Annotated in this window: 23 protein-coding genes; 8 read left to right on the top strand and 15 right to left on the bottom strand. The window is 72.0% G+C overall.

Translation table 11 applies throughout. The features are described 5' to 3' along the window. Positions 1–50 precede the first annotated feature (50 nt). The gene (gene ahcY, locus MZC64_RS39210) at positions 51–1,514 is read right to left on the bottom strand and encodes an adenosylhomocysteinase (protein ID WP_247764244.1); all 1,464 of its coding nucleotides are present in this window, start codon (positions 1,512–1,514) and stop codon (positions 51–53) included. Positions 1,515–1,687: 173 nt separating this feature from the next. Between ahcY and MZC64_RS39205 the strand changes: the two genes are divergently transcribed. Beyond that, positions 1,688–4,000, top strand: coding sequence for a hypothetical protein (locus MZC64_RS39205; RefSeq protein WP_247764245.1), 2,313 nt, complete (start codon positions 1,688–1,690; stop codon positions 3,998–4,000). A 10-nt stretch (positions 4,001–4,010) separates the two neighbouring features. Here the strand turns inward: MZC64_RS39205 and MZC64_RS39200 are convergent, their stop codons facing one another. Continuing rightward, positions 4,011–5,348 carry a glutamate mutase L gene (locus MZC64_RS39200; protein WP_247764246.1) on the bottom strand — a complete coding sequence of 446 codons (1,338 nt, stop codon included), beginning with the start codon at positions 5,346–5,348 and terminating at the stop codon, positions 4,011–4,013. Continuing rightward, entirely contained in the window at positions 5,345–6,523 is a 1,179-nt protein-coding gene (locus tag MZC64_RS39195; RefSeq protein ID WP_247764247.1) for a transposase, read from the bottom strand. Before MZC64_RS39195 ends, MZC64_RS39200 begins: the two co-directional genes overlap by 4 nt. An 83-nt stretch (positions 6,524–6,606) precedes the next feature. Here MZC64_RS39195 and MZC64_RS39190 point away from each other — a divergent pair, with 83 nt between their 5' ends. Together MZC64_RS39190 and MZC64_RS39185 are read left to right on the top strand one after the other, a co-directional pair. Beyond that, positions 6,607–7,149, top strand: coding sequence for a hypothetical protein (locus MZC64_RS39190; protein ID WP_247764248.1), 543 nt, complete (start codon positions 6,607–6,609; stop codon positions 7,147–7,149). After that, a complete protein-coding gene (locus tag MZC64_RS39185; protein ID WP_247764249.1) occupies positions 7,146–7,781 on the top strand; it encodes a hypothetical protein in 636 nt (211 codons plus the stop codon). Before MZC64_RS39190 ends, MZC64_RS39185 begins: the two co-directional genes overlap by 4 nt. A 1-nt stretch (position 7,782) precedes the next feature. On the opposite strand, the gene MZC64_RS39180 is transcribed toward MZC64_RS39185, so the two are convergent. From MZC64_RS39180 to MZC64_RS39150, 7 genes are all read right to left on the bottom strand, one after another. Then, complete coding sequence (locus MZC64_RS39180) at positions 7,783–9,318, bottom strand: amino acid permease (RefSeq protein ID WP_247764250.1); 1,536 nt, start codon at positions 9,316–9,318, stop codon at positions 7,783–7,785. Positions 9,319–9,518: 200 nt separating this feature from the next. Continuing rightward, on the bottom strand, positions 9,519–10,442 hold the full coding sequence (locus MZC64_RS39175; RefSeq protein ID WP_247764251.1) for a cation diffusion facilitator family transporter: 924 nt from the start codon (positions 10,440–10,442) through the stop codon (positions 9,519–9,521). Between the two features lie 58 nt (positions 10,443–10,500). Further along, positions 10,501–11,736: a mannose-6-phosphate isomerase, class I gene (gene manA, locus MZC64_RS39170; RefSeq protein WP_247764252.1), complete on the bottom strand. Its 1,236-nt coding sequence runs from the start codon at positions 11,734–11,736 to the stop codon at positions 10,501–10,503. Positions 11,737–11,777: 41 nt separating this feature from the next. Beyond that, the gene (locus MZC64_RS39165; RefSeq protein ID WP_247764253.1) at positions 11,778–12,860 is read right to left on the bottom strand and encodes an SIS domain-containing protein; all 1,083 of its coding nucleotides are present in this window, start codon (positions 12,858–12,860) and stop codon (positions 11,778–11,780) included. Between the two features lie 5 nt (positions 12,861–12,865). Beyond that, complete coding sequence (locus tag MZC64_RS39160) at positions 12,866–13,084, bottom strand: Trm112 family protein (RefSeq protein WP_247764277.1); 219 nt, start codon at positions 13,082–13,084, stop codon at positions 12,866–12,868. Between the two features lie 23 nt (positions 13,085–13,107). Beyond that, positions 13,108–14,457: a phosphomannomutase/phosphoglucomutase gene (locus MZC64_RS39155; protein ID WP_247764254.1), complete on the bottom strand. Its 1,350-nt coding sequence runs from the start codon at positions 14,455–14,457 to the stop codon at positions 13,108–13,110. A 72-nt stretch (positions 14,458–14,529) separates the two neighbouring features. Beyond that, positions 14,530–14,889, bottom strand: coding sequence for a DUF3499 domain-containing protein (locus MZC64_RS39150; protein ID WP_185001733.1), 360 nt, complete (start codon positions 14,887–14,889; stop codon positions 14,530–14,532). An 81-nt stretch (positions 14,890–14,970) separates the two neighbouring features. Here MZC64_RS39150 and MZC64_RS39145 point away from each other — a divergent pair, with 81 nt between their 5' ends. Continuing rightward, entirely contained in the window at positions 14,971–15,438 is a 468-nt protein-coding gene (locus MZC64_RS39145) for a metallopeptidase family protein (RefSeq protein ID WP_185001732.1), read from the top strand. Between the two features lie 163 nt (positions 15,439–15,601). Here MZC64_RS39145 and MZC64_RS39140 read toward each other — a convergent pair whose 3' ends face one another. Further along, positions 15,602–18,877: a glycosyltransferase family 2 protein gene (locus MZC64_RS39140; protein WP_247764255.1), complete on the bottom strand. Its 3,276-nt coding sequence runs from the start codon at positions 18,875–18,877 to the stop codon at positions 15,602–15,604. 147 nt (positions 18,878–19,024) lie between these two features. After that, positions 19,025–19,291, bottom strand: coding sequence for a WhiB family transcriptional regulator (locus MZC64_RS39135; protein ID WP_185010429.1), 267 nt, complete (start codon positions 19,289–19,291; stop codon positions 19,025–19,027). 226 nt (positions 19,292–19,517) lie between these two features. On the opposite strand from MZC64_RS39135, the gene MZC64_RS39130 reads away from it, so the two are divergent. The 4 genes from MZC64_RS39130 to MZC64_RS39115 all read left to right on the top strand — a co-directional run bounded on the left by MZC64_RS39130 (position 19,518) and on the right by MZC64_RS39115 (position 23,205). Then, positions 19,518–20,276: a site-2 protease family protein gene (locus MZC64_RS39130; RefSeq protein WP_247764256.1), complete on the top strand. Its 759-nt coding sequence runs from the start codon at positions 19,518–19,520 to the stop codon at positions 20,274–20,276. Between the two features lie 70 nt (positions 20,277–20,346). Beyond that, positions 20,347–21,333, top strand: a complete 987-nt coding sequence (cofD, locus tag MZC64_RS39125; RefSeq protein ID WP_247764257.1) for a 2-phospho-L-lactate transferase — start codon at positions 20,347–20,349, stop codon at positions 21,331–21,333. Next, entirely contained in the window at positions 21,326–22,666 is a 1,341-nt protein-coding gene (locus MZC64_RS39120; protein WP_247764258.1) for a coenzyme F420-0:L-glutamate ligase, read from the top strand. The genes cofD and MZC64_RS39120 overlap by 8 nt, the downstream gene beginning before the upstream one ends. After that, complete coding sequence (locus MZC64_RS39115; RefSeq protein WP_247764259.1) at positions 22,663–23,205, top strand: NUDIX hydrolase; 543 nt, start codon at positions 22,663–22,665, stop codon at positions 23,203–23,205. Before MZC64_RS39120 ends, MZC64_RS39115 begins: the two co-directional genes overlap by 4 nt. On the opposite strand, the gene MZC64_RS39110 is transcribed toward MZC64_RS39115, so the two are convergent. From MZC64_RS39110 to MZC64_RS39100, 3 genes are all read right to left on the bottom strand, one after another. Further along, a complete protein-coding gene (locus MZC64_RS39110; RefSeq protein WP_247764260.1) occupies positions 23,190–24,113 on the bottom strand; it encodes a DNA-3-methyladenine glycosylase in 924 nt (307 codons plus the stop codon). The genes MZC64_RS39115 and MZC64_RS39110 overlap by 16 nt on opposite strands. Further along, the gene (locus MZC64_RS39105) at positions 24,110–25,231 is read right to left on the bottom strand and encodes a sugar phosphate nucleotidyltransferase (protein ID WP_247764261.1); all 1,122 of its coding nucleotides are present in this window, start codon (positions 25,229–25,231) and stop codon (positions 24,110–24,112) included. The genes MZC64_RS39110 and MZC64_RS39105 overlap by 4 nt, the downstream gene beginning before the upstream one ends. A 359-nt stretch (positions 25,232–25,590) precedes the next feature. Next, positions 25,591–25,959 (bottom strand): hypothetical protein, encoded by a 369-nt coding sequence (locus tag MZC64_RS39100; protein ID WP_247764279.1) that lies wholly within the window; start codon positions 25,957–25,959, stop codon positions 25,591–25,593. Positions 25,960–26,107: the final 148 nt, after the last annotated feature.

Genomic DNA, 26,107 nt, shown 5'->3' with positions numbered 1-26,107 from the left:
CCGTCCCGAAGGACGAGCCCGCCGCGAAAAGTCCGAACTGACCGGCAGGATCAGTAGCGGTAGTGGTCCAGCTTGTACGGACCCTCGACGTCCACGTTGATGTACTCGGCCTGCTCCTTGGTGAGCTTGGTCAGCTCGCCGCCGAGGGCCTCAAGGTGGATCTTGGCGACCTTCTCGTCCAGTGCCTTCGGCAGACGGAAGACCTCCTTGTCGTACTCCTCGTACTTGGTGAACAGCTCGATCTGCGCGATCACCTGGTTGGAGAAGGAGTTCGACATGACGAAGCTGGGGTGCCCGGTGGCGTTGCCCAGGTTCATCAGGCGGCCCTCGGAGAGCACGATCACGGTGCGGCCGGTGGGGAAGACCCACTCGTCGACCTGCGGCTTGATGTTGTTGCGCTTGATGCCCGGGTAGCGCTGCAGACCGGCCATGTCGATCTCGTTGTCGAAGTGGCCGATGTTGGCGACGATGGCCTGGTGCTTCATCCGGGCCATGTGCTCGACGAGCAGCACGTCCTTGTTGCCGGTGGCGGTGATGATGATGTCCGCCTGGTCGATCAGCTTGTCGATGGTGCCGACCTGGTACCCGTCCATGGCCGCCTGCAGCGCGCAGATCGGGTCGATCTCGGCCACGATCACGCGGGCGCCCTGGCCACGCAGGGACTCGGCGCAACCCTTGCCGACGTCGCCGTAACCGGCCACGAGCGCGACCTTGCCGCCGATCAGCACGTCGGTGGCCCGGTTCAGGCCGTCGATCAGCGAGTGGCGGCAGCCGTAGCGGTTGTCGAACTTGGACTTGGTGACCGAGTCGTTCACGTTGATCGCGGGGAAGAGCAGCTCACCCGCGGCCGCCAGCTGGTACAGGCGGAGCACGCCGGTGGTGGTCTCCTCGGTGACGCCGAGGATGTCCGCACCGATCTTGGTCCAGCGGGTGTCGGACTCCTTGAGGGACTGGCGCAGCAGCTCCAGGAAGACCTGGTGCTCCTCCGAGTCGTCCGCCTCGGTGTTCGGCACGACGCCGGCCTTCTCGAACTCAGTGCCCTTGTGCACCAGCATGGTGGCGTCGCCACCGTCGTCCAGGATCATGTTCGGGCCCTGGCCGTCGGCGAAGTCGAAGAGCTGGCGGGTGCACCACCAGTACTCCTCCAGGGTCTCGCCCTTCCACGCGAACACCGGGACGCCCTTGGGCTCCTCCTCGGTGCCGTAGGGGCCGACGACGACCGCGGCGGCGGCGTGGTCCTGGGTGGAGAAGATGTTGCAGGAGACCCAGCGGACGTCCGCGCCAAGGGACACCAGGGTCTCGATGAGCACGGCGGTCTGCACGGTCATGTGCAGCGAGCCGGCGACCCGCGCGCCGCGCAGCGGATAGACCTCCGCGTACTCACGACGCAGTGCCATCAGGCCCGGCATCTCGTGCTCGGCCAGTCGGATCTCCTTGCGACCGAACTCGGCCAGCGAAAGATCGGCAACGGCAAAGTCGATGCCATTGAGGGTCTGCAGCCTTTCGGCGGTCATGAACCGGCTCCATCCAAGTCTTGGGAATCCGCTGGCCACCCTACAACCAGCCACGCCGGGAACGGCATATGACGTAATTCAACAGCTCGATGTCCGAAGATGACCCCTCGGCTGGATTTCACCGGTTCCGCTGTGAGCCGGGACACCACAAGATCACATGTTCGGAGTTGACTGTGCTTCTCCCCGGTCCCGACACCCGTGTCGTCGAGCTGCGTGTGCCGGGGGTGCTGGGCGCGACTCCGGAGTCGGTCACCGGCTCTGCCAGCGCCGTAGACGTGGCAGGGGACGGACTGGGCCGGGTGGTCCGGCCCGCGGACCGGATGGACCGGCCGGTCGCCGGGCCCTCGCTGTCACTGGGCGGGCGACCGATCTCCCGGGTCATCGAGGGCTACGTCTGGGGCGCGATGACCTCCGGCGGTGTGGCCAAGGCCACCTGGGCGCTGCTGTTCCCGTTCACCCTGGCCAACGTCGCGCACTGGATGCTGCCGCCCGCGCCGCCGGGTTCCCGGCTGGCCAGGGGGCTGGGCACGGTGCTGCGGGCGTTGCTGCGGCTGGCCGCGCTCGGGCTGACCATGCTGTTCATCGGGCAGTTCGCGGTGGTCTCGCTGGACCTGATCGCGGCGCAGTGCCTCTCCCCAAGGCTGGAGTGCGCCGGCGGGCTGACGCCGACCTGGCTGCGCGACTCCCCGACGTTGCGGATGATCTCCGGGCTGCTGCCGGTGCTGCTCGCGATCGGGGTGCTGTTCCGGGTCTCCGGGGTGGACTGGGAGCTGTCCGTGCCGCAGCCGGCCGCGGACCCGCCTGGACACGCGATGTCGAGCCTGCCGGGTGCGGGCGTGGCCGCCGATCCGGACACCCCGGCGCTGCGTGGCCTGCACACCACGGCCGCGCTGGCCACGGTGGCCTGGCTGCTGCTGGGCGGTCCGCTGGGTCCCCTTCGGGCAGACCTGGCCGCCCTGTGGGGCACCACGATGCTGATCCTGGGGCTGTGCGCACTGGGCGTGCTGCTGCTGGACGACCCCAACGGCAGCCACCCGGACCGGGCCGGGCGCTGGCTGCGGGCCGCGCTGGCGCCCGCGCCGCGACGGATGCTGGTGCTGGCCGCGCTGGTGCTGCTGGGCGCGTCGGCGGCGTTCGCGCCGGAGCTGTCCGGGCCGCTGGCCGCCTCCGACGCCACCGTGCAGGGCATCGCGGTCGGACTCGGGCTGTGCTGCGTGCTGTTCGGGCTGCTGCTGATCCCGGCCGCGCTGCTGGCCCGCTCGACCTGGCGGAAGCTGCCCCGTGGACTGCGGCCGTGGGCAGGCGGCTGGATGGCCGCGCCGGTGCTGGGACTGGCCGGGTTGCTCGGCGGCGGGTTCGGCGCCGGGATCGCGATCACCTTCGAGCAGGTGCTCACCCCGGTGCGGCTGGTGCTGCCCTCCGGCTACCGCTGGGTGACCCTGGTGTGGGGCACCGCGGCCGGGGTGGCGCTGACCACGCTGGTGCTGTGTGCGCCGGTGCTGGTGCTGCTGGGGCGGATCCGCAAGCGGCGCGGCACCTTCACCCCGCCCGAGGTGGCCCTGCTGCACAAGGACCGGCCACAGGACGAGGCCCGCGCGGCCAGGGCCTGGCGGCGGGCGGAGTGGCAGCGCAAGCACGCGCACCAGGTGCTGATCTGCTTCGCCGGACTGCTCGGCGTGGGCGCGGCGGCCTCGGTGACCGGGCAGGCGCTGGGCGCGCCGCTGCCGACCGGGCTGGCCCCGCTCTCCGGGGTGGGTGTGGTGGCGCTGGCGCTGCTGGGCGGCGGGCTGCTGTACCTGGTGTGGCTGGCCGCGCGGCATCCGGAGCGGGCCAAGCAGGTGGGTGTGCTGGCGGACCTGGCCGCGTTCTGGCCGCGGGAGGCGCATCCGACCGTGCCGCCGTGTTACGCGATGAAGGTGGTGCCGGAGCTGGTGGCCCGCGCCGAGGAGCACCTGAAGGCGCCGGGCAACCGGGTGGTGCTGGTCGGGCACAGCCAGGGCAGCTTACTGGCCGCGGTGGCCGTGTCCCGGCTGCTGGAGACCTGCTCGGCGCATGATCGGGAGCGGATCGGCCTGGTCACCGCGGGCTCGCAGTTGCAGTGGGCGTACCCGAGGGCGTTCCCTGCGGTGGTGCCGCACAGCTCGCTGGCCAAGCTGCACGGCGAACTGGGCGGCCGGTGGCGGTCGCTGTGCCGGGGCACCGATCCGCTCGGCGGCGCGGTGACCACCTGGGCGCGGCAGGTCTACGACGGCCGGATGCTGGGTGTGGGCTTCCGCGCGGACGGCTCCACCGGTCCGCTGCCCGCGGCCAAGGTCGGCCCGCATGGCGCGCTGGTGCTGGGCGGGGACCACTGGCTGCCGGACCCGATGCGTGGCCCGTTCCCGTTGCGCCGCTGGGCGCCCGGGGTGCTGGGGCACGTGGAGTACCAGCCGGATCCGGAGTGGGACCGGGCGGTGAGCATCGCGGCCGGGCTGGAGAAGCCCTAGCCGGGTTGTCCTAGCCGGCCAGGGTCGAGGTGAGCAGGGTGCGGGCGGCCGCGGTGTGCCCGGCCTCGGCCAGCAGACCCGCCGGGGCGAGCACGTAGCGCTGGTCCACCACGGCCCTGGCGTTGCGCAGCACCGGTCGCAGCACCGAGTCGGCGCGCAACGCGGCCACGGTGGCGGCCACCCGCTCGGGCCCGGCGTGCCGGAAGACGCCGCCGGAGAGCACCAGCAGTCCGACGCCCTGGGGTCCCAGCCGCCCGGCGACCAGCCGCAGGTGACGGCGCAGCGCGATCACCGCGGCCAGCTCGGCGATCCGGCTGTCCACGGCGGTGTCCTCGGCGTCCGTGGGCACCCAGTCCACCGCCGCGGCCCGGAACTCCGCTTTCGGGGCCAGTTCCGCCGCCTCGGCCGGTTCGATCAGCCGTTCCGCGGTGGCCTCGGCGAGCACGCCGGGGGCGGACCAGCGCATGCCCAGATCGCCCTCCACGGTGCGCCGGTCCGGCGGCAGCTCGACCGTGCTGCGCCCGGCCAGTTCGTCCACAGTGGACACCGCGGAGTAGACGTCCGTGGTCGCCCCGCCCACGTCCACCACCAGCACCGCGCCCGGGGACTCGGAGTCGGCCAGCACCGCGGCCAGCTCGGCCACCCCGCGCAGCACCGCGTCCGGGGTGACCGCCCGGACCAGTCGCCGGAACCGCGGCCCTCGGGAGAGACCCTTGCCGCCGATGACGTGGGTCAGGAACATCTCCCGGATCGCCGCTCTGGCCGGTCCGGGAGCCAGTTCGCCCACGTCGGGCAGCACGTTGTCGGTGGCGATCACGGTCCGCCCGGCGGCGGTCAGCGTGTCGGTGGCCGCGGCCCGCACGTCCTGGTTGCCTGCCAGCACCACCGGCGCCCGCAACCGGTTCGCCGCCACCCGCGCCACGTTGTGCGCCAGTACCCGGGTCTCCCCGCCGTCGGTGCCGCCGACCAGCAGCAGCACATCCGGCGCACTGGCCCGCAACGCCCTGATGCCAGCCCCGTCCAGCTCGCCTGCCGCCACGTGCACGATCTTCGCCCCGGCGGAGAGCGCGACCCGGTAGGCCGCCTCCGCGCTGACCAGCCGTTCCTGCCCCACCACGGCCAGCCGCAGCCCGCCACCGGCGGAGGAGCAGGCCAGCACCTCGGCCCCGGCGGCGTCCAGGGCGGCGGTGACCGCGTCGATGCCGGTGAGCACCTCGGGCGGGGTGGTGGGGTGCTGGGCGGTGCCGAGCAGCGCGCCGTCCGGGCCGAGCAGCGCGGCCTTGGTCCAGGTCGAGCCGACGTCCAGGCAAAGGATGTTGACGTGCCTGACGGCTTCCTGCTTCGTCACCGACTGCCTCCCGAGATGGGCGGTCTGACACCGGCTCCACAGGCGGTTAGCCTCTCCGCACGTCCTGCGGCGAGGATGTTGATCGCGGCGTTGTGGTCGCGGTCGTGCCGCGCACCGCAGGCCGGGCAGGTCCACTCCCGGATCTCCAGCGGCAGCTCGGCCGCCACCTGCCCACACCCGCTGCAGGTCTTGGACGACGGGAACCACCGGCTGACCTGGTGCACCGTCCGCCCGTACTTCACGGCCTTCTCGCGGAGCAGCCGCACGAACTGCCCCCAGCCAGCGTCGAGGATGGACCGCGCCAGCCACCGGTTGCCGACCATGCCCACGATGTTGAGGCTCTCGACGTGGATCGCTTGGTTATCGCGGACCAGTTCGAGTGCCTGCTTGTGGTGGTGGTCACGCCGGGCACGCATGACCTTGCCGTGCTGGATGGCGATCTTGCGCCGGGTCTTGGCCCGGTTGACGCTGCCTTTGGCGTGACGCGCCTTCTCCCGCTCCAGCCGGGCGAGTCTCCGTTGTCCGCGGGCCAGGTGCCTGGGGTTGACCACGTCCAGCCGCCCTCCGGCGGTGTCCGCCACGGTCGCCAACCGGAGGATGCCGAGGTCCACCCCGGCCTCCTGGTCAACCGGCGGCAGCGGTTCCGGAGCGAGTTCGACGACGAACGAGGCGTAGTAGTGCCCATCCGGTTCGAGGATGACGGTGACCGAACTGGGTGGGGACGGCAACTCCCGGGAGTAGCGCACCTTCACCTCGCCGACCTTGGCCAGGTACAGCCTGCCGTCGGGCCGGATGGCGAATCCGTTGCGAGTCAGCCGGAACGACTGCCGGTTGTCCTTGCGGGACTTGAACCTGGGCCTGCCGACTGCTCGCCCCTTGCGGCGACGGGCCACCGAGTCGAAGAAGTTCTGGTAGGCGCGGTGCGCGTCTCGCACCGCCTGCACCAGTGCCACCGACGCGACCTCAGCGAGCCATCCCCGGTCCTCGCGCGTCTTGGCCTGGGTGATCACGCGGCGCTGCACCTGCGTGGGCGACAGCTTCTCGCCGGCCCGGTAGGCGGCGTCGCGGCACCGGAGCGAATCGTTGAACACCACCCGGCAACACCCGAACGTCCGGGCCAGCATCTCCCGCTGAGCCCAGGTCGGCTCGATCCGGTAGCGGTACCTGGCCTGCACAAGGTCAATATCGCACGCTTATCGATGGATGCCGAACCGGACTACCTGGTCACGGCGGCACGCTACCTGCACACTGGATCGTGATGCGTGAACACGGACAGCCCTCGTGGACCGTCTCCATCAGCGAGGACAGTGCGCTCAGTGGCGCACTGTTCGTTCGGGACGCGCTGGCCCTGAGCGCTCCCGAAGATCCCTTCCCCCTGGTCGAGCCGTCGGTGCCGGTGATCGGGGCGAACCGGATCGACCGGGCCGCCGCCGAGCGGGAGTGGGTGGCCTGGCTGGATGAGTTGCTCTATGGGCAGCGGCGCAACGCCAGGGACCGGCCGGTGCTCACCGAGGCCGCGCTGGACCTGCTGGAACCGTTGCGGGAGTGGGAACGCACCCGGCGAGGTGGCCTTGAGGGGCCGCGCTACGGCGGGTTGTTCATCACCGAGTTCGTCAACTCCTTCGAGGATCGCCTTGGCCGGCCGGTGCGGCCGTTCGGGCTGACCATCACGGTGGCGCCGGTGCGGGGGCGGTTCTTCTGGCAGCGGGGGTCGGCGGATCTGCTGGCCTCGCGGGCGCTGCTGGAGGACCCGAAGGCCTTCGAGATCGAGTTCGACCCGGTTGTGCGGGCGCTGGCATGACGCCGCCACCGAAGCTCGCGCCCAAGCTGATCCTGGAGGGCACCCGGCTCACCGGGAAGACCGAGCTGGCCTTCGCGCTCAACGAGCACCCTCGGCTGGTCGGGCCGCGCAAGTACCGGTACCACTCGCCGTTGATCTCCGCGGAGTGGTGCGGGTTCACCAACCGGCCCTGGGGGCATGGGCTGATCAACTTCGACGAGTCCGAGGCGGAGCTGGCCAGGGAGACCTACTCGACCTGGCTGCGGATGTTCGAGTTGCAGCGGTACTACTCGTGGCTGGTGGACCGGTTTCACCTGTCCACCGCGGCCTTCCAGCACCGGGCCGGACGCCCGTTCGACTTCGGCTGGATCGAGGACCGGCTGCGGCCCTTGGGTTTTGGGCTGGTGCTCTGCCTGCGGGAGCCGTCGACCTTCCCTGCGGCGCGGGCGGAACGGCTGCTGGTGTCCGGGAATCCGGCGCAGTACGACGATCTGTCGGTGTTCGTCCGTGAGCAGGAGCAGTTGCGGGAGCTGGCCGCGCGCTCGGTGCTGCCGGTGCTCGAACTCCAGGTCGCGGGGCGCAGCGAGGCCGAACTGGCCGAGGAGGTCGCCGACTGGTGTGCGGCGGGCGACCTCCTCGGCCTGCGGGACTGAGCTATTCCTTGCTGACCGGTGCGGCCGCGGCTTCGCGCTCGCGCCTGCCGAGCACGGACTTGTGCTTGCCGTAGACGAAGTACACGACCACGCCGAGCAGCATCCAGACGCCGAACCGGACCCAGGTCAGGGCGGTGAGGTTCAGCATCAGCCACAGGCAGGCCACGATGGCCACGATCGGCACGAACGGCACCCACGGGGTGCGGAAACCGCGCTTGAGGTCGGGCCGGGTCTTGCGCAGCACCAGCACACCGGCGGAGACCAGCGCGAAGGCGAACAGCGTGCCGACGTTGACCATCTCCTCCAGTCGGCCCGCGTCGAAGAAGCCGGCCGCGATGGCGACCACGCCACCGACGAAGAGGGTGGCGCGCACCGGAGTGCCGTGCTTGCCGGTCTTGGCCAGACCCTGCGGGACCAGGCCGTCCCTGGACATGGCGAAGAGCACCCGGCTCTGGCCGAGCAGCAGCACCATGACCACGGTGGTCAGACCGGCCAGCGCGCCGATGGCGATGATGCTGGCCGCCCAGGTCACCCCGACGTCGGAGAAGGCCGAGGCCAGGGTGGAGCGGATCGGTTTGCCGTCCGGGCCGGTCTTGGTGGCCAGCGCGGTGTACGGGCGCATGCCGGTGACCACCAGGGACACCGCGATGTAGAGCACCGTCACCACGGCCAGCGAGCCGAGGATGCCGCGCGGCACGTCCCGCTGCGGGTTGCGGGTCTCCTCCGCGGTGGTGGCCACGATGTCGAAGCCGATGAAGGCGAAGAAGACGATGCTGGCCGCGGCGAAGACGCCGTAGAGGCCGTAGGTGCTGCTGGTGCCGCCGAAGATCAGCGAGAACAACGACTGGTCCAGCCCGCCCGCGGCGTGCGCCACGGACCCGGCCTCGGCGGCCGGCGGGATGAACGGGGTGTAGTTGGCGGTGTTGATGTAGAAGAAGCCGACCAGGATCACCAGCAGCACCACCGCGACCTTGATCGCGGTGATCACCAGGCTGACCCTGGAGGACAGCTTGGTGCCCACGGCCAGCAGCACGGTCAGCGCCGTGACCACGAGCACCGCGCCCCAGTCGAAGTCCAGCCCGAACAGCGACACCGTGGTGGCCGCCTTGATCCCGGCGATCTCCAGCACGTTCTGCAGGTAGGACGACCAGCCCTTGCCGACCACCGCGGCGGCCAGCGCGAACTCCAGGATCAGGTCCCAGCCGAGGATCCAGGCGATGAACTCGCCGAAGGTGGCGTAGGAGAAGGTGTACGCGCTGCCGGCCACCGGCACGGTGGAGGCGAACTCGGCGTAACACAGCGCGGCCAGGCCGCAGGTGATCGCGGCGAGCACGAAGGAGATCGTCACACCGGGGCCGGCGATGTCACCGGAGGTTCGCGCGGCCAGGGTGAAGATGCCCGCGCCGATCACCACCGCGACACCGAAGACCGTGAGGTCCCAGGCGTTCAGATCCTTCCTGAGCTTGGTGTCCGGCTCATCGGTGTCGGCGATCGACTGCTCGACGCCCTTAGTGCGCCACAAGCCACTGCCTGGCACGCCCAACCTCCTGAAAAAGTTCTCCCGCCTGTGCCCATGAGGGCAGCCCGGACAACACTGTCGTGGGCGGCGCTCACCCTACCGGCGGACGTGTGACGGTTTCCGCCAGTCATCTACAAAATCGAAATGCCCGGATGGGTGACTGCCGGAAACGACGCATCGCCCCAGGTGAACCCCGGGGCGATGCGGATGTGCGGTGGTCAGGCCTTGGTCTTGACCGAGTGGTCGAGATCGGGCTCCAGGTAGATGAGCCGGGCCTCGGGGACCTTGGCCCGCACCCTGGACTCGGCATCGTTGATCGCCTGGGCGACCTCGGCCACGGTGAGGTTGGGCAGCAGCGCGATCTTGGCCGCGACCAGCAGTTCGTCCGGGCCGATGTACTGGGTGCGGACGTGGATGACGTGGTCCACGGTGGCGGTGGCCAGCTCGTCCACGATCACCGCGAGCACGTCCGGGTTGGCGCCCTCGCCAATGAGCAGGCTCTTGGTCTCGATGATCAGGGTGATCGCGATCACGCCGAGCAGCACGCCGATGCACAGGGTGCCAATGGCGTCCCAGATCGGGTCGCCGGTGAGCACGGTCATGCCCACGCCGCCGAGCGCGAGCACCAGGCCGACCAGCGCGCCGAGGTCCTCCAGCAGCACCACCGGCAGTTCCGGGGTCTTGGCGTTGCGGATGAACTGCCACCAGGTGGCGTCACCCTTGATCTTCTTGGACTCCTGGATCGCGGTGTAGAAGCTCCAGCTCTCCAGCACGATCGCCACCACCAGGATGCCCACCGCGACCAGCGGCGAGGTCAGTCCTTCCGGGGCCTCCAGCTTGTGGATGCCCTCGTACAGCGCGAAGGCCGAGCCGAGGGTGAACAGCAGCAGCGCGACCACGAACGAGTAGAAGTACCGGTCCCGGCCGTAGCCGAACGGGTGCGATTCGGTGGGCTTGCGCGCCGCCGTCTTCTGCCCGACCAGCAGCAGCGCCTGGTTGGAGGTGTCGGCCACCGAGTGCACGCCTTCGGCGAGCATCGAGGACGAGCCGGTGATGGCGAAGCCGACGAACTTCGCTACCGCGATCCCCGCGTTGGCGACCAATGCCGCCACGATCGCCTTGGTGCCGCCCCCTGCTGCCACAAGAACTCCTCATGCGTACGTGTCCGGATTGTCCTGCCCCGGATGGTCGGGAGGGAGACTAGCCGTCCAGTCCGGCGGTCGCGCGGAAGACCTGTAGATCGGCGTCCCCGGCACTGGAGATCCGGGTTTTCGGGTCACCGGCGGCCAGCCAGGCCGACTGGCCGCGGGACAGTTCCAGCCGGGTGCCGTCCTCGGCGGTGAGCAGGGCTTTCCCGCTGGTGCAGAGCAGGATCTGCGGACCGTCGCTGGGCAGCAGCACCTCCTCGGTCGCCTCGGCGCCCGCCGGGATGTCCACTCTGGACAACTCGAACTCGGGCGCCGGGGTCGGGTACGCGGTGAGGTGGCGGCTGACCTGCTCGCCGCGCAGCACCGGCATGTCCCCGCAGGAGAAGTCCAGCACCCGCAGCAGTTCGGGCACGTCCACGTGCTTGGGGGTGAGGCCGCCGCGCAGGATGTTGTCGGAGTTGGCCAGGATCTCCACGCCGGTGCCGTGCAGGTAGGCATGCAGGTTGCCGGCGGGCAGGTGGATGGCCTCGCCGGGTTGCAGCACCAGCCGGTTCATCAGCAGCGCGGCCAGCACGCCGGCGTCCCCGGGGTGGCGTTCACCCAGTTCCAGCACGGTGCGGCATTCCAGGCTGAACTCGCCGTGCGCGCGCAGGTGCCGGACGCAGGCGTCCAGCAGCGGCGGCAGCAGGCCTTCCAGGGCGACCTGGGGCAGGGTGATCCAGGTGGTGAACAACGCGCGCAGGCCGTCCTGGCCGGGGTCGGCGGCCAGCAGCTGGGCATGTCCGGCCAGCTCGGGCACGTCCAGCGCGGCCAGCAGCGCCACGGTCTTCTCGGCGGCCCGGAACCCGGCCAGCGCGTGGAACTCCGAGAGCGCGCAGATCAGCTCGGGTTTGGCGGTCGGGTCGGGGTAGTTGCGGTTGCCCGCGTCCCTGGCGATGCCCGCCGCCTCCTCCTTGGCGTAGCCCTCGGCGGCCTGGGCGGCCGAGGGGTGCGCCTGGATGCTCAGTGGTTCCTCCGCGGCGAGCACCTTGAGCAGGAAGGGCAATCGGTCGTCCCAGCGCCGGGCGCAGGCCGGGCCAAGGTGGAACTCGGGTTCGGCGTTGATCGCGGCCAGCAGCGAGGTCTCCGCGCCGTCCGCGCCCAGGAGTGTGGACGGGTCGCCGGGGTGGGCGCCCATCCACAGCTCGGCTTCCGGGTGCGGGGCCGGGACCTCGCGCCCGAGCAGTTCGGCGATCACGGTGCGCGAGCCCCACGCGTAGGGCCGCACCGCGTTGCGCAGCAGGTCCACTGTTCCTTCTCGCTTCCTGGTTTTGGTCTCGCGGCTCGCACTCAGGCGATGACCGGCGACACCACTCCCGGCCCGCCCAGCGTGCCGGCGGCCAGCCCCAGGTACAGGGCGGCCAGATCGAAGCGCACCGCGAGCAGCGCGGCGCACAAGGCTTCATCGCCGGTGACCTCGTCCGCCGGGGCGACCAGGTCGGCGCCGGGGAGGGTGTCCTCGGCGGCCCGGCGGGTGGCTTCGGCGATCGGGCCGCGGCGCACCGCGAGCAGCAGCACCCGCGGGGTCGGCCCGGCGGTCAGGTCGTCCGGGTCGGCGAACAGGTCGTGTCCGGAGGTGGCCTGCACGGCCGCGCGGTGCAGCGCGGGCCGGAGCACGGCCTGGGGGTACCCGGCCACATCGGAGACCACCCCGGAGAAGGTGGCCAGGGACTGCGCGGCGTGCGCGGCGACCGCGGTGGCGGCGTGGTCCAGGCCCCACAGCAGCGGGGTCCGGCCGGCCAGCCGCAGCGCGAGCGCCTTGGCCGGGTTGACGAAGGACTCGTGCATCGGGTGGTCGCGTTCGGCCTCCCGGTCCAGCTCGTCGGCGATCTGGCCGACGTCGGTGCGCAGCAGGCCGAGCCGGTTGACCGCGAGCAGTCCGGCGGCCAGCGCGCGGGCCAGGCCGAGGCCGTGCGGCACGTGCACCCGCGGTGGCAGCAGCAGCGCCTGGCCGGCGGCGGCCGCGGCCACCGGGCCGTCCTCGGGCGCGGTGAGCACGATGCGCGCGCCGCGGCGGGCGGCGCGGTCGAGGGACTCGGCCAGCACCGGGTCGCCGGGATCGTCGGCGTGCGCGATCACCACGTCGAGCGCGCCGATCCAGGTGGGCACCACGTCGGTGACCACCACCGGCACCGGGCAGGCCGGGCCGAGCAGCGCGGCCAGCAGCGCCGCCGCGGCCGGACCGACCCCGGGCCTGGTGACCAGCACCAGCGCCCTCGGCCGGTCTTCGGCGAGGCGGTCAAGGCCGAATTCGCGCGCGGCCTCCACGGTCGAGCGCATCTGGGCGCCCGCCGAGGCGGCCGCCCGCAGCAGCCCTTCGGTGTCGGCCTCGGCGAGCCGGGCCGGATCGTCGAGCAGGACGTCGTCGAGCACCAGGGTCACCCGGCGGCGGACGGCCCGTCGGCGGCGGGGCCGCCCTCGGCTTCGTCGAGCAGGAGCACCGGGATGCCGTCGCGCACCGGGAACCGGCGGGCGCAGGCGGTGCAGGTCAGGTAGTCGGCCTCGGCGTCGTCGGGCGTGCCGGGAGTCAGCTTGCCGTGCGCGGGGCACGGGCAGGCCAGGATCTCCAGCAGGTCCGGGTCAAGCTGCACGGACACGGTGCTCACCTCTGTTTCCCTCCTCAGCCGCGGACGATCGCCAGGACCTCGTCGCGCAACGCGGCGACGGCCTCGGCATCCTTGGCCTCGATGTTCAGTCGCAGCAGCGGCTCGGTGTTGGAGGCCCGCAGGTTGAACCAGGCCCCGTCCGGCAGCTCGATGGTCAGCCCGTCCAGCTCGTCCAGGGTCACCCCGTCGCGGCCGCCGTACGCGGCCTTGATCGCGGCCAGCCTGCCCGCCTGGTCGTCCACGGTGGAGTTGATCTCCCCGGACGCGGCGTAGCGGGCGAACTCCCTGGTGATCTCGGCGAGCGGCTTGTCCTGCTCACCGAGTGCGGCCAGCACGTGCATGGCTGCCAGCATGCCGGTGTCGGCACGCCAGAAATCCCTGAAGTAGTAGTGCGCGGAGTGCTCGCCGCCGAAGATGGCGCCGGTCTCGGCCATCGTCTGCTTGATGAAGGAGTGCCCGACCCTGGTCCGCACCGGCTTGCCGCCGTGCTCGGACACGATCTCCGGCACGCCCTTGGAAGTGATCAGGTTGTGGATGATGGTGCCGCCGGGCTCCTTGGCCAGCTCGCGCACGGCGACCAGCGCGGTGATCGCGCTCGGGGACACCGGGTCGCCGTTGGCGTCGACCACGAAGCAGCGGTCCGCGTCGCCGTCGAAGGCGATGCCGGCGTCCGCGCCGATCTCGCGCACCTTGGCCTGCAGGTCCACGATGTTCTTCGGGTCCAGCGGGTTGGCCTCGTGGTTGGGGAAGTTGCCGTCCAGCTCGAAGTACATCGGCACCACCTCGATGGGCAGGCCGTTGAACACCTCGGGCACGGTGTAGCCGCCCATGCCGTTGCCCGCGTCCACCGCGATCTTCAGCGGCCGGATGCCGGAGAGGTCGACGAGGTCGCGCAGGTAGGCGGCGTACTCGACGAGCAGGGTGCGCTCGGAGACGGAGCCGCGGGCGCCGAGGAACTCGGGCACGCCCTGCTCGACCATCTCGCGGATCTCGGTCAGCCCGCTGTCCTGGCCCACCGGCGCGGCGCCCGCGCGGCAGAGCTTGATGCCGTTGTAGGCGGCCGGGTTGTGGCTGGCGGTGAACATCGCGCCGGGCAGGTTGAGCTTGCCGGAGGCGAAGTAGAGCATGTCCGTGCTGGCCAGGCCGATGGAGACGGCGTCGACGCCCTGGGCGGTGACGCCCTCGGCGAAGGCCGCGGCGAAGCCGGGGGACGAGTCGCGCATGTCGTGGCCGATGACCACGGCCGGGCCGCCGACGAGCCGGGCGAATGCCGCGCCGAGGTCGCGGACCACGTCGGTGTCGAGCTGTTCGCCCACCAACCCGCGAACGTCGTACGCCTTGACGATGCCGGACAGGTCTCGCACGCCTTACTCCTGACTTCGGCTCACTTGGACAGCTAGCCCGAAGCCTACCGGCGGGCGATGCGCGCCTGTGGCTCAGTCCTCATGGGGGTCTGGCAGGACCCGGAGATGGCCGCGCCTGCCCGCGCCGAACACCGGCTCGCTCGCCTCGATCGGGCGGTCCGCCCGGCCTGCCTCACGCACTGCCTCGGCCAGCGCGGTCAGGTCGTCCACCGTAGGTTGGGGAACGGCGAACTCGCCCTCGTGCCGGACGACCTCCCACCCGCGGGGGGCGGTGAGCCGCATCGCGTGCTGTTCACACAGGTCGTAGCTGTGCGGCTCGGAGTAGGTGGCCAGCGGCCCGACGACCGCGGTGGAGTCGGCGTAGGCGTAGGTCAGCGTCGCAACGGCCGGGTTCGTGCACCCGGTCCGCGAGCACCTTCTTACGCTCCGCACGATTGGGGACGATAGCGCCTTCGGTCCACCCTGTGCGGCAGGCACGCTGACAACATCCGCGTACCCTCAGTGGCCGTGGTGATGGCGAGGGGTACCCGACGGGGGATCAGGCAGCGTCGGGACCGGCATGGGCGAGGTATGCGAGGGCAGTTGTACCCCTCGACGATGCCTGCTGCCCGTAGCCGCTCGGAGCGGTTCGACGCGGTGGTGCTGGAGGCCCTGGAGCCGATCGAGCAGCGCTGGCGCAACGAGCTGACCCAGCTGGACGTGGCCGTGGACGATGTCCCTGAGCTGCCCTCGGCCGATGCCGAGGAGCTGACCTGGGGCGATGACGTGGTCGAGGACGGCAACGTGCCGCTGGCCCGGCTGGTGCCCGCCGGGGTGGACCGGCGCGGGCTGCCCACCAGGGCGCGCATCGTGCTCTACCGGCGGCCGCTGGAGGCTCGGGCCAAGGACGGCGCGGACCTGTCCGATCTGGTGCACGACGTGCTGGTGGAGCAGGTCGCCACCTACCTGGGCCTGGACCCGGAAGTCATCGACGGCGACTGACCCGAGTGTTGGCCGTTGTCGTACGCCGTCTTGGCCGTTACGGCACGGCCCTCGGCCGCCGGCCCACGCCCATCCGCCCACTTGGCCCAACTCGGCGTACGACTTTGGCCAACTGGGCGTACGAGTTTGGCCAACTCGGCGTACCAGAGCGGCCAACACTCGGTCAGGGGCGGCGGGTGGGGAGTGCGGTGAGGGCGGTGAAGAGGGCGGCCGCGGCTTGGGCGAGCAGGAGCAGGGCGGCCAGGCCTGCTGGAACTGTGACGCGGATCTCGCTGGCTGATTCCGGCAGGGCGACCGCGACCAGGTGGCCGTAGGCCCTGGCCAGCGGCACTTCGCGGCCGTCGACGGTGGCCAGCCAGCCGCGTTCGTCCTCGGCGGCGAGCACCAGCACCCGGCCGAGTCCGCCCGCGCTGACCGCGACGGCGATCTCCGGCGGCCGGGCCTCGACGGTGGTGGCCTCGATCTGTCCGGCGGGGGTGCCACCGGTGCGGGCGCGCAGCGCGGCTTCGCCGGCCAGCAGGGTGACCGGGCCGCGGGACTGGGTCAGCCGGTGCACCGGGCGGCCGTCGGTGGCGGTGGCGTCGGCCACGACCAGGTCGGGGGCGGCGGCGCGGATCTTGGTGGCGGTGGCCGGGTCGGGCAGCAGCAGGAACCGGACGCCACTGGCGCCGGCGGAGAGCAGGGCGCCGCGGACGGCTTCGGTGGTGCCCGCGCGCAGGGCGGTGGCGATGTCCTGGATGCGTTGCGCGGCGGCGGGCACGGCGAGCACGTCGTCATCGCCGAAGCGGGGCAGGCGGCCCGCGGTCTGGCGGCTGGGCTGCCCGGCGGAGCCGACCTCCAGCACGCCGGTCCCGGTGCCGGCGAGTTCGGCGAGCTGGCTGTTGACCAGCAGCGGCGGGGCGGATTTCACCGGGCCATCCCGGCCGAGCAGCAGGGCGCTGACGGCGAGCGCGGCCAGCACGGTCGCGCCCGCGCCCGCGAGCGCCCGGGCGGGCAGGGTGATGGGTGCGCCGGGCAGGGCGGCGGCGAGCACGATCCAGGCCAGGCCGCAGCCGGTGAGCAGCAGCGGGGCGCCGGTCCAGCCGGTGCTGGGCAGGCCGCCGTTGGCCGGGGTGACCTCGATCAGGCCGACCGCGATGGCCGCGGCGGCGCCCAGCAGCGCGAGGCCGAGTCCGGGCAGCATGGCCGGGCGCGGGCGGCAGGCGGCCGCGGTCAGGGCGGCCAGCACGGCGATCAGGCCCAGCCAGGGCAGTGCGCCGGGGCCGCCGGGGTAGAGCGCGAGCAGGTCGAGGGGGTTGGCCTTGGCCTCGCGCAGCGGGGCGCCGGTGCCGTGCAGCAGCACCGCGGGGTGCCGCAGGACCAGTGCCGGCCAGGGCAGCTGGAGCGCCAGTGGCAGCAGCACCAGGGTGAACAGCGCGGCCACCCGTCGGCGGCCGGAGCCGGGCACCAGCACGAAGGCGATCAGCGCGGCCAGCAGCACCAGCAGGTGCGGCAGTGGATGGAAGGCGCCGAGCACGGCCAGGGCGAGCGCGGTGGCGCAGGTGATGGAGAGCCAGCCGATGTCCGGTCTGCGCGGCCACAGGATCGCGGCCACCCCGGCCAGCACCGGCGGCAGCAGGAGGTGCGCCACGACCACGTCGAGGCGGCCCTGGGCGGTGGCGGCGGTGGCGATGGGCAGCAGCGCGTACCCGGCGGCCACCGCGGCGCGGATGGTGCGGGGCGCGCGCAGGCGGCGGGTGGCCAGGTAGGCGGTCAGCCCGGCCAGGGGCAGGTCGCCGAGCAGCAGCACGGTGATCGCGATCGAGGGTCCGCCGAGCAGGGTGCCGAGCACGGCGAGCACCCCGGTGGCGGCGGGCGCGGGTGCGATGCTGCCGCCGGCGACGGGTTGCCAGGCGGCCACATAACCGGCCCAGGTGTCACCGAGGTCCCCGGCCGGCAGCAACCGGCCACCGGCGAGGTCGCCGCCGAGCCGGGCCCAGTGGGTGGCCAGGGCGAGCGCGGCCAGGCCGAGCACCAGAAACAGCACCGGGCTAAGCAGCAGTTCGCGCAGCACCCGGCCGCGGTCGATCTCCACCAGCACCAGTTCGGCCGGTCGCGGGGTCCCGCGGGGCACGGGTGAGGGCCGGGGGCGCGGGCTGGGGCGGCGGTACAGCTCGCCGGCCGCCACCTCGACCACCACCCCTCCGGCGGGCCTGCGCAGTCCGGCCGGGCCCAACCGGCGGGCCGCGCCGCGACGGCGGCTGGGGCCGAGTGCGCCGGCGGGCAGTGCGGGTGGGCCGGGTTGGCGTTGCGGGGCACCGGGTTCGGTCCACTCCGGCACCGGGCTGGCCGGCAGCCTGCCGAGGCTGGCGTCGGCGCGCACCCGGCTGCGCAGCAGGTGCAGCAGGCCGCTGTGCACCGCGTTGCGCAGCCGGGTCAGCCGCGAGGTGAACAGGCCGCGGATCTCCCTGGCTGACACGGTCCTGGTGGCGGCGCGGGATCGGCGGGCGGCCAGCAGTCCGGCCCGGCCGCTGACGAGGTAACCCAGCGCGGCCAGTTCGTCACCGGCCCGCCGTCCGCGGCGCAGCAGCAGGAATCCCAGTGCCCGCAACAGGCACAGCAGCGCGAGCCGGGGCAGGCCGATCAGGTAGGAGGGCGCGCTGGTGTTGACCAGGAAGGTGCGCAGGCCGTGCGCGCGCCGGGCGCGGGCGAGTCCGGGCACCGCGTGCACCGGGCGCTGATCCCGTTCGGCGGCGCGGGCGTGCCGGATCCGGGCCGAGGGCACCAGCAGCACCAGGTGCCCGGCCAGGTTGGCCCGCCAGCCCAGGTCGATGTCGTCGCCGCCCAGGGGCAGCGCGGGATCGAGTCCGCCGAGCTGTTCCCACACCTCGCGCCGGATCAGCGCGCCCGCGCTGCCGACCGCGAGCACGTCCCGGCTCTGCTCGAAGCCGCCGCCGTAGGCCAGTTCCGCGCCGGAGATGCCGGTCTGGGTGTGGCCGGAGGCGTCCAGGGACAGCCCGCCCTGCACCACCAGCCTGGGGTCGGACCAGTCCACCGCGAGCGGGCCGAGGATGGCCGCGGACGGCGCGAGTTCGGCGGTGCTCAGCAGTGCGGGCAGGCAGTCGGGTTCGGGTGCGGAGTCGTCGTGCAGCAACCAGATCCACCGGCCGGGGTCGCCCCAGCGTTCGGTCGCGGCGGCCACGGCTTTGCCGACGGCGGCGCCGAAGCCGGTGTCGGGGGCTTCGGTGAGCACGCCGTCGAGCAACTGGTCCGGACCGGTGGCCGCGGCGGCCAGCACCCGGGCGGTGGCGTCGGTGGATCCGGTGTCCACGGCCAGGATGTGCCGCGGTCGCACGGATTGGCGGCGCAGCGCGGAGAGCAGTGGTCGCAACCATTCCGCGCCGTCGTGGCAGACGATCACGGCGAGCACCGGCGCGGTGCTCAGCGTCGGGTGCGGCAAGCTGGTCCCTCGGCTCGGCGGTGACAGGTCCCCCGTGCGGGGTTCGCGAGCGCCCCCACCACGTGCCGGTGGAATCCACTGGCACGTGGTGGAAAACGCTACGGGGTGCGACCGGGCGAACTCACCCGGCCACACCGAACCGTTATGTCACACCGCTCGTCGTTTGAGCTTGCGGCGCTCTCGCTCGGACAGACCACCCCAGATGCCGAAGCGCTCATCGTGCGCAAGGGCATACTCCAGGCACTCTGGCCGAACCTCGCAACCGGCACAGATCCGCTTGGCCTCCCTGGTGGATCCACCCTTCTCAGGGAAGAACGCCTCCGGGTCGGTCTGCGCGCACAGTGCCCGTTCCTGCCAGTCGTGCTCCTCGTCCGCCTCGAGGGCGGGGTCGAAGAGATCGACCAGCACTCCCACGCCAGTGGGTGCGGTGTCCCGCTCTCCCACTCGGCTCTCTTCGTTCTCTTCCACTGTCCGCTCCTCCCGCACTCCCCGGTGGCGGACCCCATTCGCCGTCCCACCCGACGAATGACACCAATGTGATTAGACCTGTGGGATGCAAGAGGGTCAAGCCAAGTACACACGACGGGGGACGAAACTGCCCCACTGGCAAGGAACTTCACCGGCAGGGCAGAGTGTTGCTGTGACGAGATCCTCGGTTGCCCCGAGTCCGCTGTTCCTAATCCTGCTGGCCGTCACGGTCGGCGGCGGCGTGCTGTCCACGGTGGACCAGAATGTGGCACGCACTGCCGGAATCGTCCTGCTGGTGCTCGGCGGCTGGGCCGTCTCGCTCTGCCTGCACGAGTTCGGGCACGCCTACCTAGCCCTGCGTGGCGGCGATTATTCGGTGCGGCACAAGGGATATCTCACCCTGGACATCCGCAGGTACACCGATCCGGTGCTGAGCATCCTGATGCCGCTGCTGTTGCTGGCCGTCGGTGGCATCCCGCTGCCCGGCGGGGCGGTGTGGATCGATCGACACGCGTTGCGGACCAAGCGCGCGGAGTCGTTGGTGTCGTTGGCCGGGCCAATCGCGAACCTGGTGATCGGCCTGTTGCTCATTGCGACGGTGGCACTGACAAATCCACCCGTTGGGCTGGCAGCCGGACTGTCCTATCTGGCCTACCTGCAAATGCTCGCGTTTGTGCTGAACATCCTGCCGATTCCGGGTCTCGACGGTTTCGGCGTGATCGAGCCGTACCTGTCGTACCAGGCGCGGGAGTTCGGCGCGAAGGCCCGGCCGTGGGCGCCGTTCGTACTGTTCGCCCTGCTGATCGGGGTGCCGGTGGTCGGCCAGTTGTTCAGCACGGTGGTGCTGTGGGTCTTCGAGACCTTCGGCGGGAACGTGCGCGACGTCTTCTTCGGGCAGCGCTGGTTCCGGTTCTGGGAGGGCGGTTTCTGATGGTGACCTTGGTTACGGAGCGCGGCCCCCAAGTTCGCCCGTTCGGGCAAGACGGGGAGGATGGCCCCCTGTGAAGGTCGTTGTGCTGGTAGGTGGCGTCGGTGGCGCCCGTTTCCTGCAAGGGGTGAAGGCCGCGCTCGGTCTTCCCGCCGTCGGTCCTGGCGAGTCGCCGCACGAGATCACCGCGGTGGTCAACAACGGTGACGACGTGTGGCTGCACGGGCTGCGGGTGTGTCCGGACCTGGACACCTGCATGTACACCCTGGGCGGTGGCATCGACACCGAACGCGGCTGGGGCCGCGATGGCGAGAGCTGGACGGTCAAGGAGGAGCTGGCGGCCTACGGCGCCGAGCCGACCTGGTTCGGGCTCGGCGACAAGGACATCGCCACCCACCTGGTGCGGTCCCGGATGCTGCGCGCCGGTTACCCGCTCTCCGCGGTGACCGAGGCACTGTGCGCCCGGTGGCAGCCGGGGGTCCGGTTGCTGCCCGCCAGTGATGACCGGGTGGAGACCCATGTCTCCGTCGACGATCCGGAGACCGGCGAGCGCAAGGCGATCCACTTCCAGGAGTGGTGGGTCCGGCACCGGGCGCAGTTGCCCGCACACGCGATCGTGTCGGTCGGGGCCGAGCAGGCCAAGCCGGGTCCGGGGGTGGCCGAGGCCATCGCGAACGCCGACATCGTGCTGTTCGCACCGTCGAACCCGGTGGTCAGCGTGGGCACCATCCTTGCCGTGCCGGGCATCCGGGCGGCGATCACCGCCACCGAGGCGCCGGTGATCGGCCTGTCCCCCATCATCGACGGCAAACCGTTGCGTGGGATGGCCGATGCCTGCCTGAGCGCGATCGGGGTGGACTCGACCGCGGAGGCGGTGGCGCGGCACTACGGATCGCGCAAGGCCGGTGGCGTCCTGGACGGCTGGCTGATCCACACCGGGGACTCCGCGCTGGTCGAGGGCGTGGAAGTGCGCGCAGTGCCGCTGCTCATGTCCACTGTGGACGCGAGTGCGCGGATGGCGCTGGACGCCTTCGAGCTGGGCGGGGTGCGCGTTGGCTGACCACGCCGCGGCCTCGCTGGAGATCCTGCCGGTCACCGGACTGCCCGAGTTCCGGCCCGGCGACGACCTGGCCGGCGTGCTGGCCACCGCCGCGCCCTGGCTGCGCGAGGGCGATGTGCTGGTGGTGACCAGCAAGGTTCTGTCCAAAGTGGAGGGCAGGCTGGTCACCGCGCCCACCGATCCGGAGGCGCGGGACGCGCTGCGCCGGGAGCTGGTGGACGCCGAGGCGGTCCGGGTGGTGGCGCGGAAGTTCCGCACGCTGATCACCGAGAACCGGCTCGGCATCGTGCAGGCCGCCTCGGGTGTGGACGGCTCGAACGTGGCCGGGGACGAACTGGCGCTGCTGCCGGAGGATCCGGACGGTTCGGCCGCGGCACTGCGGGATCGGCTGCGTGAGCTGCTCGGCGTCACGGTCGCGGTGGTGGTCACCGACACCATGGGCCGGGCCTGGCGGGTCGGCCAGACCGACGCGGCCATTGGCGCGGCCGGGCTCACCGTGCTGCACCGCTACGCCGGATCCGTCGACCCGCAGGGCAACGAACTGCACGTCACCGAGGTCGCGGTGGCCGATGAGCTGGCCGCGGCGGCGGATCTGGTGAAGGGCAAGCTGGGCGGGCTGCCGGTGGCGGTGGTCCGCGGAATGTCCATTGTGGAGGACGGCTCCACCGCGCGGGACCTCGTTCGGCCGTGGGCGGAGGACCTGTTCCGGCTGGGCACGGACCTGGCGATCGAGCAGGGCCGCCGGGAGGCGGTGCTGACCCGGCGCTCGATCCGCGTCTTCAGCCAGGAGGAAGTCCCGGAAGACCTGGTGCGCCGCGCGGTCGGGGTCGCGCTGACCGCGCCCGCCCCGCACCACACCCACCCGGTGCGGTTCGTGTGGCTGCGCGACCGGGCGCTGCGGGCCAAGCTCCTGGACGGCATGCGCGAGCAGTGGCGGACGGATCTGCGCGCGGACGGCTGGTCCGCGGAGCGGATCGAACGCCGGCTCAAGCGCGGCGACCTGCTGTACGGGGCGCCGGAGATCGTGTTGCCGTTCGGGGTTCCCGACGGCGCGCACGACTACCCGGACCAGCGCCGCGCGGCGGCCGAAAAGACCATGTTCACCGTGGCCGGCGGCGCGGCCGTGCAAGGTCTGCTGGTGGCCCTGGCCGCCGAGGGACTCGGCTCCTGCTGGGTCTCCTCCACCATCTTCTGCCCGGACACCGTGCGCTCGATCCTGGACCTGCCTGCCGATTTCGCGCCACTGGGCGCGGTCGCGGTGGGCTATCCGGCGGACGGGCCGCTGGCGCCGCGGGAACCACGGGACTTCGCCGGGGAGTTGATCGAGCTGTGAGCCTGCACGCTGAGGCGGTCGCTGAGCTGTCGGCCTGGCGGCCGGAGGACCCGTGCCAGGAGAGCCAGCGGCACGCGTTCTTGAGCTTCCTGGCGGCGCGCGCGGACGCTTGTCAGCGTTCCTGCGAACCCGGCCACCTGACCGCGTCCGCGATCGTGCTGGACGCGACTGGGGAGCACGTGCTGCTGACCCTGCACCCCAGGGTGGGGCGCTGGTTGCAGCTGGGCGGGCACTGCGAACCGGAGGATCCGACGCTGCTCGCGGCGGCGCTGCGGGAGGCCACCGAGGAGTCCGGCATCGACGGCCTGGTGATCGAACCGGGGCCGTTGCAGCTGGAGGTGCACCCGATCACCTGCTCGCTGGGCCTGCCCACCCGGCACCTGGACGTGCGGTACCTGGTGCGCGCGCCCGCGGGCGCCCGGCCGGTGCGCAGCGCGGAGTCGGTGGATCTGCAGTGGTGGCCGGTGCGCGCGCTGCCGTCCAATGTGGACAGTGTGCCGAAGCTGGTGGAGCTGGCGCTGCGTCAGATCGCGCGGTAGTCCCTGCCTTCGAACCGGGGTCCGCGGCGAGGTTTGCGGGCCCCGGTCAGCTCCAGGTAGCGGATCGCGCGCTGGCGGTGCGGGGCGTAGGGGGCGAGCAGGGCCAGCATTTCCTCGTCGGTGGCGTCCCGGCCGGTCAGCGCCCAGCCGACCACGTCGTGCAGGTGGTAGTCGCCGACGCTGACCGCGTCCGGATCACCCCAGGCCCGTTGCGCGATCTCGGCCGCGGTCCAGACACCGATGCCGGGGACCTTGCACAGCAGGTCGCGGCCTGCCTGGCCGCCCAGTTCGACGGCGCGTTCCAGGCGGGTGGCCACGGTGGCGGCGGCGAGCAGGGCCCGGCGGCGGGCGCCGTCGACGCCCGCGCGGTGCCAGTCCCAGTCGGGGATGGCGAGCAGGGCCTTCGGGGTTGGCGGCGCGAAAAGCAGGTCGGGCGCGGCCGGTCCGGGGGCCGGGGCGCCGAACCGGCGGCACAGTTCGCGCCAGGAACGCCATGCCTCCTTGCCGGTGACCTTCTGCTCCAGCACCGCCGGGATCAGCACGTCCCACACCTGCCCGGTCCGCCCGAGCCGCAGTCCGGGCGCCCGCCGCCGCGCCTGCGCGATCAACTCGTGGTGCGCGACGAAGCCGGTGTCGTCATCCCGCGCGCCGAGCAGGTCCGGCAGCCCGGCCAGGGCCAGGTCCGCACCCGGTCCCCAGGCACTGGCCCGGATCTCGCCGTGCGCCCGGCGCAGCGCGATGGTGGCGACCCCGGCCGCGGTGGTGCTCGCCCGCCACGCGGTCCCGTCCGGCCCGATCCGCAGGCACGGGTCGGCCGGGCCGCGGCGCAGCGGCCCGAGCACGGCGGCCAGGTCGAGCGGGAACGGCGGCGTCCAGGCCCGTTCCGCGGCCGGGGCGGCCAGGGTCATGCGTCGTGGGAAAAGCGGACCGAACCGTCGGCGAGGGAGGCTCCCGGCCACAACCGCAGGCCTTCCAGGAGTTCACAGCGGGCGCCGACCACGGCGCCGTCGCCGATGACCGCGCCCCGCAACACCGCGCCGTCGCCGATCCGCGCGTTCGCGCCGATCACCGAGCCCTGCACGATCGCGTTCGCGCCGATCACCGCGCCGTCGAAGACCACCGAGCCGTCCACGGTGGCGCCGGGTCCGACCTGGGCGCCCGCGCCGATGGTGCTGCCGTTGACCAGCTTGGCGTCCTCCCGGACCAGCGCGCCGTCCAGCACGATGGCCTCGCCGGTGGGCGCGGGCAACGCGTCGGAGGGCGCCAGCCCGCGCACCAGATCCGCCGAACCCTTGACGAAGGCCGCCGGGGTGCCCAGGTCCAGCCAGTAGGAGGCGTCCACGTGGCCTTGCAGCCGCGCGCCGCGCTCCAGCAGGCCGGGGAAGGTCTCGCGTTCCACCGACACCGGGCGATCGGCCGGGATCCCTTCCAGCACCGAGCGCTTGAAGACGTAGCAACCGGCGTTGATCTGGTCCGCGGGCGGGTTCTCGGTCTTCTCCAGGAAAGCGAGCACCCGGCCGTCGGCGTCGGTGGGCACGCAGCCGAAGGCACGCGGGTCGGCGACCTTCACCAGGTGCAGGGTGACGTCGGCGTCGTTGGCCAGGTGGCTGTGCGCGACGGCGCCGAGATCGACGCCGGAGAGGATGTCGCCGTTGAAGACCATGATGTGCTCGGCGCGCAGGCGGCTGGCCGCGTTGCGAATGCCGCCGCCGGTGCCCAGCGGGGTGTCCTCGACCACGTACTCCAGTTCCAGGCCCAGCCGGGACCCGTCACCGAAGTACTCCTCGAAGACCGAGGCCTTGTAGGAGGTGCCCAGCACCACGTGGGTGATGCCCGCGGCCCGGATCCGGGACAGCAGGTGGGTGAGAAACGGAACACCGGCGGTGGGCAGCATCGGTTTGGGCGCGGACAGCGTCAGCGGACGCAGCCGGGTGCCCTGGCCGCCGACCAGCACCACCGCGTCGACCCCGGACAGTTTTTCCACGCGTTCCCCCTGCTTCTCGACTGGTGCCGGACTGGCCGACATGCCGTTACTCCTCCTTCACCCTGACGAGACCGCCTGGAACGGAATACTCTTGCAGAGAACCCGGACCAGGCGACCGGCGGCTCCGGAGAGCGACCACCACAGCGTGAGGGATGATCTCCGTATCCGCCTGCCGGCAAATCCGCCCCAGGCGACGAGGCAACGCAGGAGAGGCCAGCGCGATGGATCCCCGCGAACGGGCCGATGAGCTGCTAGCCCGTGCCAGGGCGCGTGGCTCCTTCGTCGTCACACCAGACGACGCAACCTCGCCGATGGATGCGGCCAACACGGTACAGATACCGCGCATCGTGGTCGCGGCGAACGATCCGCACCACGCGGACCCGGACTCAACCGTGATCCTGTCACCGGAGGCGGTCCAGGCCATGCAGGCAGGGTACGGCCCGCAACACGGGCAATCCCCACACCTGCACCAGGGTGCCCAAGGTCACGGACCCCAGACCATGCCGCCGATGCCGCGGCCGCCGCACGGGCACCAGCCGACGCAGCCCATGCAGCACGCGCAACCAACGCAACCGATGGGTCACCCGCATCCGGCCCAGCCGATGCAGCAGCACCCACAGCCGACCCAGCCCATGCAGCAGCAGCCGGGCGGCCCGCAGAACGGCGGCCACCCGCAACAGCAGCCGCCGCAACAGGGCCAGCAGTCCGGGCAGCCACAACAGAGCCAGCCCCCGCAGCAGCACCCGCAGGGCCAGCCGCAACCTCCGCAATGGCCGGACCGCCGCTCCTGACCCACCCATAACGGCCAACACGCCGGGTGCGGGCTTAAGACCTCCCACGCGTGTTGGCCGTTGTCGTACGACTCTGTTGGCGAATTGGTGGGGTGGTCAGGCGGCGGTGCGCAGGGCCTGGAACCGG

The sequence above is a fragment of the Crossiella sp. S99.2 genome (assembly GCF_023094165.1).
Classification (GTDB): Bacteria; Actinomycetota; Actinomycetes; order Mycobacteriales; family Pseudonocardiaceae; genus Crossiella.
The sequence above is the reverse complement of the archived record's forward strand: the minus strand, read 5'-3'. Positions and strand labels throughout refer to the sequence as shown.

Excerpts from the sequence above, each read along its gene's own strand:
- ahcY (WP_247764244.1), bottom strand. The coding sequence starts at position 1,514 with ATGACCGCCGAAAGGCTGCAGACCCTCAATGGCATCGACTTTGCCGTT.
- MZC64_RS39190 (WP_247764248.1), top strand. The coding sequence starts at position 6,607 with ATGCGTGAACACGGACAGCCCTCGTGGACCGTCTCCATCAGCGAGGAC.
- MZC64_RS39185 (WP_247764249.1), top strand. The coding sequence starts at position 7,146 with ATGACGCCGCCACCGAAGCTCGCGCCCAAGCTGATCCTGGAGGGCACC.
- MZC64_RS39145 (WP_185001732.1), top strand. The coding sequence starts at position 14,971 with ATGGCGAGGGGTACCCGACGGGGGATCAGGCAGCGTCGGGACCGGCAT.
- MZC64_RS39110 (WP_247764260.1), bottom strand. The coding sequence starts at position 24,113 with ATGACCCTGGCCGCCCCGGCCGCGGAACGGGCCTGGACGCCGCCGTTC.
- MZC64_RS39105 (WP_247764261.1), bottom strand. The coding sequence starts at position 25,231 with ATGTCGGCCAGTCCGGCACCAGTCGAGAAGCAGGGGGAACGCGTGGAA.